The sequence below is a fragment of the Aliiruegeria lutimaris genome, assembly GCF_900099935.1.
Taxonomy (GTDB): domain Bacteria; phylum Pseudomonadota; class Alphaproteobacteria; order Rhodobacterales; family Rhodobacteraceae; genus Tropicimonas; species Tropicimonas lutimaris.
This window is the reverse complement of sequence record NZ_FNEK01000021.1, coordinates 22,461-36,853: the sequence shown is the minus strand read 5'-3', so window position 1 is coordinate 36,853 and position 14,393 is coordinate 22,461. Positions and strand designations below refer to the sequence as shown.

At 61.7% G+C, this 14,393-nt stretch carries 12 protein-coding genes; 4 read left to right on the top strand and 8 right to left on the bottom strand.

All coding sequences use genetic code 11. The features are described 5' to 3' along the window. Positions 1 to 301: 301 nt before the first annotated feature. The 4 genes from BLR85_RS11710 to BLR85_RS11695 all read right to left on the bottom strand — a co-directional run bounded on the left by BLR85_RS11710 (position 302) and on the right by BLR85_RS11695 (position 4,090). Positions 302 to 1,189 (bottom strand): polysaccharide deacetylase family protein, encoded by an 888-nt coding sequence (locus BLR85_RS11710; protein WP_212635076.1) that lies wholly within the window; start codon positions 1,187 to 1,189, stop codon positions 302 to 304. Then, entirely contained in the window at positions 1,186 to 1,605 is a 420-nt protein-coding gene (locus BLR85_RS29525; protein WP_212635075.1) for a nuclear transport factor 2 family protein, read from the bottom strand. The genes BLR85_RS11710 and BLR85_RS29525 overlap by 4 nt, the downstream gene beginning before the upstream one ends. A 302-nt stretch (positions 1,606 to 1,907) precedes the next feature. Further along, positions 1,908 to 3,434, bottom strand: coding sequence for a cryptochrome/photolyase family protein (locus BLR85_RS11700; RefSeq protein ID WP_093155804.1), 1,527 nt, complete (start codon positions 3,432 to 3,434; stop codon positions 1,908 to 1,910). Further along, the gene (locus tag BLR85_RS11695; protein WP_093155801.1) at positions 3,428 to 4,090 is read right to left on the bottom strand and encodes an SDR family NAD(P)-dependent oxidoreductase; all 663 of its coding nucleotides are present in this window, start codon (positions 4,088 to 4,090) and stop codon (positions 3,428 to 3,430) included. Before BLR85_RS11695 ends, BLR85_RS11700 begins: the two co-directional genes overlap by 7 nt. 351 nt (positions 4,091 to 4,441) lie before the next feature. Between BLR85_RS11695 and BLR85_RS11690 the strand changes: the two genes are divergently transcribed. The 4 genes from BLR85_RS11690 (at position 4,442) to BLR85_RS11675 (ending at position 8,757) form a co-directional block, all read left to right on the top strand. Beyond that, positions 4,442 to 6,571: a dynamin family protein gene (locus tag BLR85_RS11690; RefSeq protein WP_093155798.1), complete on the top strand. Its 2,130-nt coding sequence runs from the start codon at positions 4,442 to 4,444 to the stop codon at positions 6,569 to 6,571. Beyond that, the gene (locus BLR85_RS11685) at positions 6,568 to 7,449 is read left to right on the top strand and encodes a P-loop NTPase family protein (RefSeq protein WP_093155795.1); all 882 of its coding nucleotides are present in this window, start codon (positions 6,568 to 6,570) and stop codon (positions 7,447 to 7,449) included. The genes BLR85_RS11690 and BLR85_RS11685 overlap by 4 nt, the downstream gene beginning before the upstream one ends. Positions 7,450 to 7,577: 128 nt before the next feature. Next, on the top strand, positions 7,578 to 7,919 hold the full coding sequence (locus BLR85_RS11680; RefSeq protein ID WP_139188375.1) for a hypothetical protein: 342 nt from the start codon (positions 7,578 to 7,580) through the stop codon (positions 7,917 to 7,919). A gap of 49 nt (positions 7,920 to 7,968) precedes the next feature. Continuing rightward, positions 7,969 to 8,757: a hypothetical protein gene (locus BLR85_RS11675; protein WP_139188374.1), complete on the top strand. Its 789-nt coding sequence runs from the start codon at positions 7,969 to 7,971 to the stop codon at positions 8,755 to 8,757. A gap of 112 nt (positions 8,758 to 8,869) precedes the next feature. On the opposite strand, the gene BLR85_RS11670 is transcribed toward BLR85_RS11675, so the two are convergent. The 4 genes from BLR85_RS11670 to BLR85_RS11655 are packed head-to-tail and all read right to left on the bottom strand — an operon-like array spanning position 8,870 to position 13,905. Further along, a complete protein-coding gene (locus tag BLR85_RS11670) occupies positions 8,870 to 10,093 on the bottom strand; it encodes a hypothetical protein (protein ID WP_093155786.1) in 1,224 nt (407 codons plus the stop codon). Then, positions 10,090 to 11,046, bottom strand: coding sequence for a PP2C family protein-serine/threonine phosphatase (locus BLR85_RS11665; RefSeq protein ID WP_093155783.1), 957 nt, complete (start codon positions 11,044 to 11,046; stop codon positions 10,090 to 10,092). Before BLR85_RS11665 ends, BLR85_RS11670 begins: the two co-directional genes overlap by 4 nt. After that, complete coding sequence (locus BLR85_RS11660; protein WP_093155779.1) at positions 11,030 to 12,382, bottom strand: FHA domain-containing protein; 1,353 nt, start codon at positions 12,380 to 12,382, stop codon at positions 11,030 to 11,032. Before BLR85_RS11660 ends, BLR85_RS11665 begins: the two co-directional genes overlap by 17 nt. Beyond that, complete coding sequence (locus BLR85_RS11655) at positions 12,379 to 13,905, bottom strand: serine/threonine protein kinase (protein ID WP_093155776.1); 1,527 nt, start codon at positions 13,903 to 13,905, stop codon at positions 12,379 to 12,381. The genes BLR85_RS11660 and BLR85_RS11655 overlap by 4 nt, the downstream gene beginning before the upstream one ends. Between the last annotated feature and the right edge of the window lie 488 nt (positions 13,906 to 14,393).

Here is a 14,393-nt window from a genome sequence, read left to right as displayed (position 1 = left end):
GTGCGGGATGTGTGCAACCCAGTCTCCGCCAGCACGATTTGGCTTGGGGCGAAGAGAGGATCGCGGTGATTAAACATCCTATGTATATGTCCTGATCAGGCGCGGATATCAATAATATTTCGCCAACTCTGGATGAAATTCTACTATTCATCCTATCTATGATCCTCTTGAAAACGGCGCCAACCAACGGGAAGGCTGCGACTCACCGAGATCCAATGTAGGTGCAGATTGTTTTGGGAGGGCTGAAGCGAAAGCGGAAACCGAGTGCTGCGCTTTCCCGCCTACGGGCTTCGGTTCCCGGTCAGGCGATCTGGTCTGAGAGCGTTGTGTGGCACAGGCGGCTGATGTCCCGCGCGCGGGTGATCCAGATCTCGTCCCGGTGGCGCGCGATATGCTCGAGCGCGCGGCGCAGCTGACGGAGCCTGTAGGGTTGGCCGACGATATAGGGGTGCAGCGCCACTCCCATCACGAGGGACTGTTCCGCGGATTGTGCGAGCATCTCGTCGAAATTGTCGATGATCATGTCGGCGAAGGCTCCGGCGCCGGCCTTGCGGGCGATGATCGCGGGAATGTCGTTGGCTTCCTGCGGATAGGGGATCGACAGAAGGCGACCCGACCGAACCCGCATCCAGACGGGCTGGTCGTCCATGCACCAGTTGAGCGAGTAGGCATAACCCGCTTCGGCCAGCAGGTCCGGTGTTGTGGCGCTCTCTGCAATCCACGGGCTCAGCCAGCCCTCCGGCGCCGTGCCCGTAGCGGTTCGGATGGTCTCGGTAACCTCGGCGATCAGGCGCCTTTCATCGTCTTCGCAAAGCTCGCTCTGGCGCTCCGAATTGGTTCTCCCATGTCCGGCCACCTCGTCGCCACGGGCCTGAAAGGCGGCCATGAGTTCCGGTGCGTAGTCGCACATCGCGCTGTTGGCGAGGACGGTCGCGGGAAGTTCGAGCGCCTCCAGTTGCGCCAAAAGACGCCAGGCCCCGACACGGTTCCCGTAATCGCGCCACGCATAGTTGAGCACGTCCGGTTGCGGCCCACCCGGCGCCAGTTCGGCGCCGAGCCCTTCTCCAAAGGCGAAATGTTCGAGATTGACGCCGAAATAGACCGCAAGCCGTTTGCCGTCCGGCCAGCAGAAGGGCTGGCGCGCGGTGATCGGCACATAGTCAAATCGGCCATGTCCGGGCAGTTTCACAGTGGCGCCTCGGCCAGGCCGTGACCGGCGAGCAGGATTTCGGCCGAGTCGTTCCAGACCTGCGTCTCCACGATCTTGCCGTCCCGAAGGGTGAAGATGTCGATATAGCAGTTGGTCTCGAAGGGGGTGCCGTCGGGCCACTCTCCGTAGAGGTAACCGGTATTGTAAACCCGGACTTCGCCGGTTTCGGCGTCGAGCGCGGCGTCCGTCCGCAGGAACCGCTTTTTCACCCATTTGTAGCGCTTTGCGTTGAAGGCGGCGCTCTCTGCCGGCGAGGCGAACCTGCGCCCGCCTGTGAATATGAGGGCGAAGTCTTCGGCGACGAACGCCGCCGCACCTTCCGGGTCGGGAACCATCGAAAGTTCGAGATAGCGTTCGACGATGCTCTTGGCCGCCGTGATTTTCTCTTCTGGCATCTGTATATCCATTGTTTTTGAACCTGCTCGCCAATGTCGGGCCGTGGCCGCAAGGCATCCATGAAACTGCGACCGCGGGGCGACCGATGGATGGTAGGGACCGCTGTTGGGGGTGTCCATCGTCGGCGCGCCGAACGGCATCTCGCGGCGGGGGTGGAGGGTCGATCAGCACAATCTTTCCGCATGCAGGAATCGAAACAGGCCTCATTGTCAGCACAGCGATTTTGTCTTGTCCGGTGCGATCAAACGGTGGCGGCTCTGCTAAACGCGGTGTCTCGGCCAGTTCTCATCGAGAGGCGGGGTCAGACCCGCGCTCCCGTCTCCATCTTTTCAAGGAATGCCTCGGCCTCCTGAAGGATCGTCTCCTGGCGTTGCCCGTCCATTCGATCCCATACCCGGTACATCTGCCCCATCCTTGGGTTTGCCGAGAAACGGTCGCGATGGCGGGCGAGGAAGTGCCAGTAAAGCAGGTTGAACGGGCAGGCGCCGTCTCCGAGCTTGGTCTTCACCGAGTAGCGGCAACTGCCGCAGTAATCCGACATCCGGTCGATATAGTTTCCAGAGGAAATATACGGCTTCGAGGCAAGGAGCCCGCCGTCGGCAAATTGGCTCATGCCGAGCGTGTTGGGTGCCTCCACCCATTCAAAGGCGTCAACGTAGACAGCGAGGTACCATTCATGTAGCTGGCCCGGGTCGATCCCGGCGAGCAGCCCGAAATTCCCGGTGACCATCAGGCGCTGGATATGGTGTGCGTAGGCCTCTTCGCGGGTCTGGGACACAGCCTCGCCAAGGCAGGCCATGCCGGTCTCGGCCCCCCAGTAGAGCGCAGGAAGATCGCGGTCATGGCCGAGTGCGTTGCTGTCCATGTAGCCCGGGCCTTCGCGGAAGTAGATCCCGCGAACGTATTCGCGCCAGCCAATAATCTGCCGGATGAAACCCTCGGCCGCATTGAGCGGCGCGCGCCCGGCTTTCCATGCGGCCTCCGCGCGGCGGCAGACATCCAACGGGTCGAGCAGCCCGATATTCAGATAGGCCGAGATCAGGGAATGGTAGAGGAACGGGCGCCCCGCCAGCATCGCATCCTGGTAGTCGCCGAAGGCGGGAAGCGCCGTGTCGATGAAATGCGCGAGAACGGCCTCGGCCTGCGCGGCGTCCGTCGCGAGGCCAAAGGGGCGGAGTTTGCCGAAATTGGCGCCGAACCGGTCTTCAACCAACTCCAGAACTTCCGCAACCGTGGCGTCGGGCTCGAAGCGCAGTGGTTGCGGCAGAAACAGGTCGTCCCGGGCGGGTTTGCGGTTCTCGTGGTCGAAATTCCACTTGCCGCCGGCAGGCTTGTCATCCTCCATCAGGAGGCCGGTCCGGCGGCGCATCTCGCGATAGAAATACTCCATCCGCAACTGCTTGCGCCCTTCGGCCCAATTGTCGAAATCGGCATGGCTGGCAAGAAAGCGGTCGTCCTGCAGTATCTCGAGATCGAGAGGGACCGCTTCCAGCGCCTCGATCAGACGCCATTCGCCCGGCCGGGTGGCAAGGACGTAGGTCGCGCCAGTCTCGGAGGCCCGGCGCAGAAGTTCACCCGGGATCGACCCTGTGTTCTCCGGATCGTCGAGCGCGGAATAGGCTACCTGCCAACCGTCAGCGCTCAGGCGTGCCGCGAATTTGCGCATTGAAGCGAGAATAAGCGCGATCTTCTTGGGGTGGTGGGGCACGTATTCCGCCTCGGCGGTAACCTCGGCCATGACGACAATGTCACGCGCCTTGTCGGCCTTCCGAAGCGCCGCGATGGTCGGGGTCAGTTGGTCTCCAAGAAGGAGAACGAGCCTCACCACGGCACCTCTTCGCCGGCCCAATCGAAGAAACGGCCCGAATGTTCCGGTCCCACGCCGTCGATCACATGCAGGAGGTTCTCCGCGGCGTCCTCAGGGGAAACCTTCCGGTGGCCCGGGTAGCTCTCGGTAAAGGGCGTGGCGACCGTGCCGGGATGCAACGCGATGACCGCCGTATCCCGGTGTCTGCGCCCGATCTCGATGGCTGCGGTGCGCAGGATCTGGTTAGCGGCGGCCTTGGACGCGCGGTAGGAATACCAGCCACCCAAATGATTGTCGCCGATCGAGCCAACGCGGGCGGTGAGCACGGCCACCACAGAGCGACCCTGTCGCGGCAATAGCCGGGGCGCATGGCGAAGAATGTTCGCCGGCCCGATGGCGTTGATGGCAAGCACCTGCGCCATCTGCGCCGGATCAATCTGATCGAGCGACTTCTCCGGGCTCTTGCCGCGCGGCGCCAGAATACCGGTTGCGACGAAAATCAGATCGAAGGGCCCCTCTTGCGCACCGAGCACGCGGTCCACTGAGGCCATATCTGTCACGTCCAACCCCTCCCGGCTGCGCGAAAGCCCTGTTGTCTCCACGCCGCGACCCGCAAGCCTGGCTGCCACGGCGGCGCCGATTCCGCCCGATGCGCCAATGACGAGCGCTCTTTGCATTCTCTATCCTCCGAGTTCCCTTGAAAGACATAGCGCTTCGGGGCGCGAAACAAATCCGGCGGCGTATAACGGGCCAGGTCGCGACGATCAGGGGCGCCAATCGGCCAAATGCGTCCTGCCAGGCAGATTTACCTGACATCACCACCCCGAGGCCGCGCATTTAAGTGTGGCTTGCACGGACCTCTCGGTGGGGCAGACCAGGATCGCCAGAAGAATGCCTTACTTTCTCCCCATTTCTCCGCAAATAAATCGAAAATGAGTTCTTGTTGTGTCACCGGGTGCAACTGCGTTTTCGCGCTGCGTTCGTGTCTTCTTTCGATCTGATTCCACGCGAAACTGGGAAGAATCCGCATGAAAATCGAAAATAAGTTCGAGGTGGCAGACGGTGTTTCCACGGAAACGGAAACCGACCGGCAGATCCCGAAGGCGGCCAATATCGGCATGTTGCGCGATAGTGGCAAAGTGTTCGGACAGATGTCGCAGAACCTGGACGAGATTGACAGCTCGATCGATGTCATCGCCAGTCATGGCGAACGCTCCGTGGCCGTGGCCGCCCGCAAGATGAAGAGCCGGCTGCGCCAGGTGGAGCCGAGCGTGACGATGATCGGCCAGGTGAAGTCGGGCAAGACGACGCTTGTGAACGCCATGATCGGGATGCCCCATCTGCTTCCGGCGGATGTGAACCCCTGGACGTCGGTTGTCACCTCCATCCACCTGCAGAAAGAGCAGACACCTTATTGCGGCAAGGCCGTGTTCCGCTTCTTCGGAGAGGACGAGTGGGATCGGCTGATGAGCCGCGGCGGGCGGTTCGGCGAACTGGCCGGTCGTGCCGGCGCCGATGACGATCTGGAGCGCGTTGCCCGGCAACTGGAAAGCATGCGCGAGAAATCGAAACGCCGGCTCGGCCGCAAGTTTGAGCTGATGATGGGGCAGGAGCACAAGTACAACTCCTTCGACGAGGAGCTTATCGAGCGCTATGTCTGCCTCGGCGACGATTTCGAAACTTCCTATGATCTGTCGCCCTCGCAGGGACGCTTCGCCGACATCACGAAATCCGCCGATCTTTACGTGTATCGGCCGGAATTCCCGATGAACCTGTGCATCCGGGACACGCCCGGGGTGAACGATACCTTCATGATGCGCGAGCAGATCACCATTCAGGCGATCCGCGGCAGCCGCACCTGCGTTGTCGTCCTGTCGGCGCATCAGGCCATGTCCTCGGTCGATCTGGCGCTCGTGCGGTTGATCGCGAATATCCAGTCCCGGAACGTCGTGATCTTCGTGAACCGTATCGACGAACTCACCGATCCGGCGCGTCAGGTCGAGGAAATCCGGGCAAGCATCCGCGAGACGATCCGCGAGCATCGCGGCCCCGAGGATGCCGAGATCGTCTTCGGGAGTGCCTACTGGGCCACCCATGCCCTGTGTGGCACCCTCGACCAGATGGATGCCGCCAGTTCCGCGGCGATGCTTCTTTGGGCCGAGACACAGGATATTGCCTGGCCCGAAGGTGACGAAGGATCCGCCACGGACAGGATGATCTGGGAGTTGTCCGGCGTGCCGCGGCTTCTGGAGGTTCTCTCCGACAGGTTGCACAGGAGCATCGGTCGCGAGGTTGCCGACGGCGTTGCCCGCTCCGCCATCAACCTGGCAAGCAGCCTGGAAGCTTCGCTCGTTCCGACCGCGCGCCCGAGGATCGAATCCAACGTCATTCCTCTCAATCCCAAGTCACTGCCCGGAGAGCTTGAACGGATCGAGAGCCGCGCCATTGCCGAGCTGACCGAAAAGTTCGAGGCCCTTACAGGCGATTTCTATCACCGGCTTGAGCATGCGCATGACGGCTTCACCAAGCGAGCCACCGCTGCCCTGACAGCGCACCTGGAAAAGAACGTCGAGATGACGGCGTGGCACTACGACCCGACGGGCCTGCGCGTTCTCTTCCGTTCCGCTTTTCAGGTCTATGCGAGCCGCGCGCGCAGCACGATCAATGATGTCTTCGAGAACGCCACGGCGGAAGTCCGGGAATTGTATGCCAGGGCCTTCGATTTGGAGGATTCCACGTTTTCGCTCGAACCGCCCGCGATACCGGAATTTCCACCGCCGGTTATCCTCGGAAAGACGATCGCCCTCGATCTGGGTGGCGGTTGGTGGTCCCGCTGGTGGAAACGCCGTCGCGGCTACAAGGCCATCGCGAAGGATTTCTCCAACATGATCCACGAGGAGACGCGTTCGATTCTCGACGGTCTCAAGGAGGATTACGGCGACGCCAATCGCGACGCGGCGGAAAAGATCCTGCGCGAGTTCCTCTCGGTTCAGCACAACGTCCTTGTGGAGCTTTCGACCCGCTCCGACGTCGGCGAGAAGGACATTGCCGAGTTCGGCTTCGGCGAGGAACGGCAGTTGAAGGCAGAGGCCCTCAAGCACGCCAAGAAGACGCTCTCGAAACACGTTGCGCCAGCAGAAATGGAGACCTGCCGATGACACGCCAATCGCAGAAACCGGTGATTGCCCTGATGGGGGAATTCAGCGCCGGCAAAAGCACCTTGGCGAACCTTATTCTCGAAGAGGAAAGGTCGCCTGTGCGGGTCACGGCAACCCAGATGCCGCCGATCTGGTACACATATGGCGACGGCGACCCGATCCGGGTGGATGTCTCCGGGACTCCGATGCCCTTGTCCGAACAGGATCTGCCCGATGTGACGGTCGAGGACACGGCCTATGTGTTGATCCGGTCGCAGGCGGAAGTTCTGCAGCTGATGGACGTGATCGACATGCCGGGGATATCGGATCCGAACCTTTCGCAGGAAAGCTGGCAACGCACGATCGAATTTGCCGACGCGGTGATCTGGTGCAGTCACGCCACGCAAGCCTGGCGCCAGAGCGAGGCGGCGACCTGGAGCAGTCTGCCGGAAACGCTCACCGCGAACGGGCTGCTGCTTCTGACACGCTTCGACAAGCTGCTGACGGAACAAGATCGGCAGCGGGTGCTTGCCCGCGTGCGTGCCGAGACGGACGGTCAGTTCCGCGGGATCTTTCCGATATCCCTGCTCGCGGCGGCGCAGGCCGGCGATGACCGTGACGCCTGGGAGGAAAGCGGCGCGGAACAGTTCCTCCAGACATTGCTCGAAATGGTCTTCGAAATCACGACCGGGGGCGAGACCGAGGAGTCTCCGATCGCCGAGCTTCGCAAAAGCCGTGAAGCCGGGGCGACCGTGGTAGTGGAGCCGGTTGATGAGCCGAAACTGCAATTCGGGGCGCATCCGACAGTCGTGCCCAAGCGGGTGAAAGCAAACAGGGACTCGCAGAGGTCCGCGACGGAGAGATTGCCCGGATCCGTCATGCAGGAGAGGTTCATCTGATGTTCCGGGCGTACCGCAATCCTTAGTCATATTGATCCGGTCGGTTGCCTGTTTCGTGGCCGGCCGGGCAGCAACTCCGAAAGACCTGAAACGAAATGAACTCGCACGCAGCCATCGATCTTGAGTCAATGAGTGATCAGGACCATCTTGCATCGCTGCGACGGGCGCATATCGACATCGACTTCGCGATTCTGATCGACCTGCGGGCCAGCACCGTTCTTTGCGTCAGTTCTCACATCGACCAACCGCAGGAGACGCTGGACGCGTTGTGCCGCGCATCCTCGCTGTTCTTCGGAGAGCGTTTTGGAGACCGTTCCGAGTTCTGCCTCACCACGCCGCTCCGAACAATCGTCGCGCACCGCGTCGGTCCCGCGGGAGAGACCGCGCTGGTCGTGACATTCGAGCCCGGGGTTGCGCTTGGATATGCACGCGAGACGACAACGCGGGCCTGCCATTGTCTCGGAGGTTGAGACAAAAGCACCTGCTTTCTGAAGGGAGAAGGTATTGGACAAGGGTCGGATGCTCCGAAACAAGCTAACGCGGCTTTCCGCGGCGGGTCGTGCCACGGCCGCCGGCCGCCTGACGGCCCTGCAGGGTGCGGATCTCTTTGTCCTGTTTCTCCGCAAGGTCGATGACATCGTGCTGGCGCGCCGGCTTGTGCTGACAGTGCCCGGACGGCCCGAACTTTCCTGTTTTGTCGCCAATCGCGCGGTTGTCGAGTTCGGCATGGCGAATGGGGAGCTTGCAGCGCTGGACGTGCAGGACACCGAGGGGCTGGCGCAGTTCTGCGCGCATTTGCGCCAGTTCTTTGAAGGCCATGCCGAAGTGGCGTTCCGCATCGAAAGGCCACCGCGAGACATGCATGCATTCTCCGGCGGGGTTACGGCCGACTTCCTGGCGAGATCCTGCGGCGAGGTGCTCTACCCGGTGACGGAACGTGACAAGCCACGGGAGGTTGCGCAGTTCCTGGAACATAACCGCCAAAAAATCTCGGCCTGGTGCCGCAGGCAGGGAGACATCGTGGAGAGTGGCGGCAACCCCACCGAATTCGAAAAGATCCAAGGCTTCCTTGACGAAATGAAGGCGGAATTTCTGGGGCACGAGCAAAGGCTTGTCGACGGCCCCGCGAGCGACTTCCTGTTCGTGACATCGGCGGCGGCCACTGGCTCCGACAGCCTGTTTTTCTCGCGGCATGGCGATGTCCAGCTGGCCTTCGCTGCGCCGGAAGAAGCCGTCGCGGCGCTCAGCGCGGACTGGCAGGCGCGCTGTCCGGCTATGGATGGATTGACGGGACTGCGGGCCAATTGACGGCGCTGAAGCGTTCAAGGTGCGCTTGCGTTGACCCTCTGGTCTTCATGGCGTCGGGCGCCTTCCGACGTTTCTGCCGGAACGCCGGGACTCGGTTCGCCCTTGTGCTTTCTCAAGCCGCCAGCAGCGTTTCGAACTCGGTCCGCAGTTGAATAAGGACGCATGCTGCGTCGATCTCAGGCGTGCCGTCTTGCTCCAATTCCAGCAGAAGCACCAGCTCTTCGGCCTCGATCAGCACGTCGGAAAGCGCCTGTATTTCCGGGTCCGTCGCATCGCCTTCGCTATCGAGCAAGACCATCAGTTGGCGGATCATATCGCTGCAACGGGCGGTGAAATCGGCTTCCGCTCCTTCCGTCTGGAGCGAGTCGAGTAATTCACCGGCCTGTTCGCGGATATAGGCACAGGCGCCGCGGATCGCCGTGCGATCTCGCGGGGTACAATCCGGCTGCTCCCCGCCCGGTCCTCCGTTCAAACTCGGTCCATTTTCGAAAGAAACGATCTTGGCGCTGTGAGACGAGGATGAATCCGCCGGCTTCGAAACACTGACCGCCGGGTGCCGGACCTCGTGCTTTTTCAGAAACATAAGTGCCGTTTCGGCATCCGCCCGGCGACCGTCCGAAGCGTGACGCTCAAGTGCGGCCATCAATGGGCCCAGAGCCGAGGCACGCAATTCCGAATCGTCTGCGCTTGCCAAGATTTTGGTAATGGGCACCGAAAGGACATCGAGGAATTCCCCGCCAAGTGTCCGTTTCAATTGTTCCGCGCCACTTCCGGTGGTGTCCTGGGAGAGCACCAGGAAGGCATGGTCCATGAGGCGCTCCGGCACGCCGAGCCAGAACTGCTGCTCCGCCTTGGAAAAACTCCGCGAGCACCAGACGGCCATATCGGCCTTGCTTGCGGCCCAGCGGACCGCGGCGCGCATCTCGGTCGGCGTGCCATTGAGCATGAGGTCGAGAACGGTGAACTGCCGAAGAACCGGCGCATCGCATTGGCGCTGCACGAACACGGCCGTGTCCAGCTCTCCGGGGGCAGGCGTGCCGACCTGGTCATGAACCGATCCGTCAGCCCGTGTGAGCGTCACCCGGCTTTCTGCGCCAAAGACCAGTTCCTGAACCGGTCGAGACCCGCTTTCCGGGATCAGATCGGCCCCGAGCATGGCATTGATCAGCCTCGGCTGACCTGAATTCGCCGGCCCCATGAAGGCGATGCGCAGCGGGGCCTCCAGCCTTTCGAGGTATCGTCTGGCCTGGTTGCAAATGGCCGAAGGGACGCCTTGCGTGTCGATGACGTCCCTTAGCCTCCCGGCGATCCGTTCGGTCGGCGATGCCTCGGTCATCTGACATGCCCCCCGACCAGTTCGACCCAGTTCTTGGGCGGTTCGGGCTGGACCTCCTTGGCCGGAGGACCCGGCCTCCGCAGCGCCGCCACGGCATCGACCGTCTGTTTCTTGCAGCGCAGGGATTGGGTCTGCACGCTCGACAGGTCTCGACACGTTGCCTTCGGGTCGCGCACTTTCAGCACGACGATCGATACGTTGTCCTGATCCGGGTCGCCGAGATGCTCGATCTCCTCCAGGAACCGCGCCGCGATCTCTCCGCTGGTCTTTTCGCGCGACTGCTGAAGGATGGCCCTGATGTGCTGCCCCTCGAGGAACTGCAATCCATCGCTGGCCAGAACGACGATATCGCCGTCTCGCAGGTCCAGTCCGGCCTCCGGACAGTCCACGCGAGCGATTTCAGCGCCGGACACCACAGATGTCAGGCAATTCCTGTCCGGATAATCCTCGGCCAGTTCCTGGGGGATCTGACCGGTTCGGACCATTTCGTCGATCTTTGAGCCAAAGGAATGGTCTTCGTTCAGTTGCTGCAGCTTCTCGTCCCGGAACAGGAACAGCACGGAATCGCCGATGGAGATCCAATGCATGCGGTTGCGCTGTACGCAGGCGGCAACAAGCGTCGCGCCCATGCCGGCGGTGTCGGGATATTGCTCGGTATAGGCGCGCAGGCAATCATTTGCCCCGTTGGCGGCTGCCCGAAGCAGCTCGCAAATGGCGGCATCTGCCACCGAGACGTCGCCCGAGCGCAGTTTGAGTTCGCTGAAGACCTCCGTGATCACGATCTTGCTCGCGACATCGCCCGCGGCGTGGCCGCCCATCCCGTCCGACAGCACGGCGAGGCCCACGCGTCCGCCGACCGGAAAGTCGGCAATGACCGCATCCTCCTGGCAATCCCGCTTGCCAAGGCTCAGGGCCGATGCGGAATCAAGGTGGAGATCACCTTGCCGCAACATTGCGTTCACCGAGTTCGTTTTCCTCGTCCCAATCGAAACCGGGCCCGCAGAGCGCAACGAAGCGCAGGGTCGTTTCGCCGATGCGGAGACTGTCGCCGTTCGTGAAGGGTTCCGTGCTCAGAACGGGCATCCCGTTCAGGCGCACGGGGTTGGTCTTTCCACTGTGACCCACAAAAAAGGCGCGCTGCTCGTCGTCATAGGCAACCACGGCATGGCTGTCGCGCGACACGCTCATGTCGCCGAAATCAAGGCGAACGGCCTGGTCCTCGCCCCGGCCGATTTTCGACACGCCATTGAAAAGCGGGAAGAAGGCGCCACGACCGGGGCCCTTCTCCACGACCATCCAGCCGACAGGAAAGGTCGGCTCGGCATTGGCCGGGACAGTCTTGGCCGAGCGCGCGAAGGGATCGGCGCTGAGTTCGTCCGGCCGTTGGAAACCCAGCAGGCGTGTCCGGACGCGCCCGCTCCGCCGCTGTTGGGTCGGTGCCTCCGGCACGATTGGCGTGACATCGGGTTCGGCGAAGGCGGATGTCTCCGAAAAACCGTCGCCGAAACTATCTTCTTCCTGCTCCGATCCCTCAATGTCCCAGATGTTGACTTTCGCGACCGCGTCCGCCCGGTTCGCCGAGGGCGCTTCCACCGGGGTCGTAACCGTGGCGGTCCCGTCCGGGAGTCCCGTTTCGGAGCGTTCCGTTCCCCTCTCGAGCCGCAGGGGCGACCGAGAGGCGGTGACTGCCGGATCTTCCGCGTCGTCTTCGGCGGGTATCGCTGCCGCCTCGGCGAATTCCTGTGGCTCGAGTGTATCCTCTTCGAAGGTGATCTCCTCGAAGTCTGGCTCCAGCGGGACATTCTCTTGCGAAATCTCGTCGGCCAGAATCCGATCGTGCCTGCCCGTTTCCATTGCGATCGGTTCGCCGTCATCCTCCGGATCGTCCGCCTCTGCCGAGGTGTCGCTGTCATGCATTTCATGCTGGAAAGCCTGGCGTGCAAAGATCACATCCTCATTTTCCTGCCGGGCCGTGAATTCTTCTTTCGTCACTTCATGACCCTCGTGATGGGACACGGAAAGGGGAGATACAGGACGGGACAGCGGATCTTCGTCTGAAGGGGCGCACGCCACTTCGCTTTCCGCGAAAACGTCCTCGGCCTCCGTTTGGCGGTTGGCCGCGAAACGGTCGAAGTTCGAGGGCCGCCGCAGATGCGGCAGCTCCGGTTCCGAGCGCTCTCTCCCGGCATCCCCGACAAAGATCAGATCATTGTCGTCGGTTGCATCGGGGTGTCCTGCATCGACATGGGCGGCCTTCGTCTTCCGTATCAGTTCGTTCAGGAATCTCATCGGTCAAAGTCTCCGGCCAGTTGCACCGCGTGGCTCACGTAGAGCGGCGGAAGGTTCCAGTTGATCGAGAACCCTCGCCGAGGCCGTCGCTTCTGGCCCCGGGACATTTCGGGTTCATCGGTTTGCGGCGCTTGGGCCACGCGTTTTGACGACCTGACGACCACGGGGAGGGACGCTGTGATGGGGCGGGCATATCCATTTTCCGCCTCCAATCCCGGTTCCTGCTCCGGGTTGCCGCGACCTGGGCGAACCTGCGTGGCGGGCAATTTCCGGACCGCCCTCACTTCCAGGAATTTATGCTCCAACAGATTGAAAAGGTCATCGGTTAGCGCCGGTTCGATGTCGTCCTGCGGGATTGATGCCGCCAGCGTCTCGACCGCGTCCGGAACGTCCCACTCCGCTCTGATGCGGTTGCCCGGATTCTTGTGTTTTTTCGCCTCGATTTCCTGTTTCTGCTCTTCGGCCTTTTGCTTCAGGCAGGCGTCCTCGGCCGCCTGGCATTCGAGGGCCCTGTTGGTCTCGATAACGAGTTCCCGCACCAACGCCTCAATCCGGGAATCGAGACGCGCCTTTTCAAGCGCCGCGAGCTGTCGGCTCTGGTCGTCGATGACCAGCAACCAGCTTCGCGCGGACTGGATCCGCTGAGCGGCCACGACTGACAGTGACTGGTCTATCGTCTCGAGCAGGCGCGCGTCGTAGCGGTCATGTTTTCCCTTCAGGGGCACATAGGGGTCCACCCTGCGTTCAATCATTTGCGCAAGCCGGTATTGGCTGGGCGCCGGCGCCTCTCCCGTGATCGCAAAATAGAACGTTGCTCCGAGCGCATAGAGATCGCTCGATGCGGAATGCTCAAGGTCGCGGGCATAGAACTCGTGCGGCGAGTAACCATCCTTGACCGATTGCAGCCGGGTGGAAAGGTTGCTCTTTCGTCCGCTGTCGCGCGCGGAACCGAAGTCGATCAGCACGGGCGTGTTATGCCGGTCGATCAGGATATTGTCCGGCGAGATGTCGCGATGAAGCACGCCCTGCTCGTGGATATAGGAGACCGCACCGAGGACATTCGTCAGCAACTCACGAAGCAGCACCGGGCCAAGCCGCTCCGGTTCGGTCTCGACGATTTCGTGCAGATCCTTCCCCTCCACGAAGTCCAGGGCCATGTAGGCGGTGTTGTTGTCGTCGAAGACCTCGTGCACGCCGACGATATTCGGATGCTGGAGCCGCGCCAGAGCCCGCGCCTCGGCCCGGAACAGGTCCACCAGTCCGCGGTACTCGCCAAGATGGCCCGTCGATCGAACCTCAACGCGGCCGTGCTTGCGATGGCACAGGAAGCTCGGGAAACACTCCTTGATGACGACGATGCGGTCGAGGCTGTTGCGTGCCAGATAGGTCATTCCGAACCCGCCGGAATTCAGGAATTTCTCGATGCGGTACTGCCCGCCAGCGAGCAGGACACCTGCCTCCAGCATGTCCCCCGCCGCTTCCGGTCTGGGCGCCTCTCGCTGCTCATTTTTATACTCGGACATCGGCCAGTCTTTCGTTCGCGACGATGGAATTCAATACGCCCAATGCGGCTGTGCTAATTGTGAAAATTCTCAACAAACTGTGGCTGAATAATGTTCAAATGCTGGAAATCTGTGGCCGAATGATGTCCCGTTTCCGGAGGGGGAACAGCAGGAACTGCCGGTCGTCCCGAACGACGCCTTTGCAAATGCCGCTTCCCGTCAGAAGGGAAAAGATTGTCTTGCACATCAAGTTGATAGCTCAGGCCGGGCTGCGAGCGTTTCGGCAAGGAATGTGGCGACCTGTCTGAAGTGGTCCATTGCAATGTTCAGGCAATGGAGGACCGACAGTGGCGAACAAGCCACACATGCCCGAGGATATAGTCCAGAAGCCAGTTCAGGTTAATTCGCTTGTGGGGCAAGCAACCCCGCAATGAGCATGGCGCCAGCTTGGCAGATTAAGGAGACGTAATCCTGGCGGCGCATGTTGTTGCGCCACCAAGGAGGCCTTT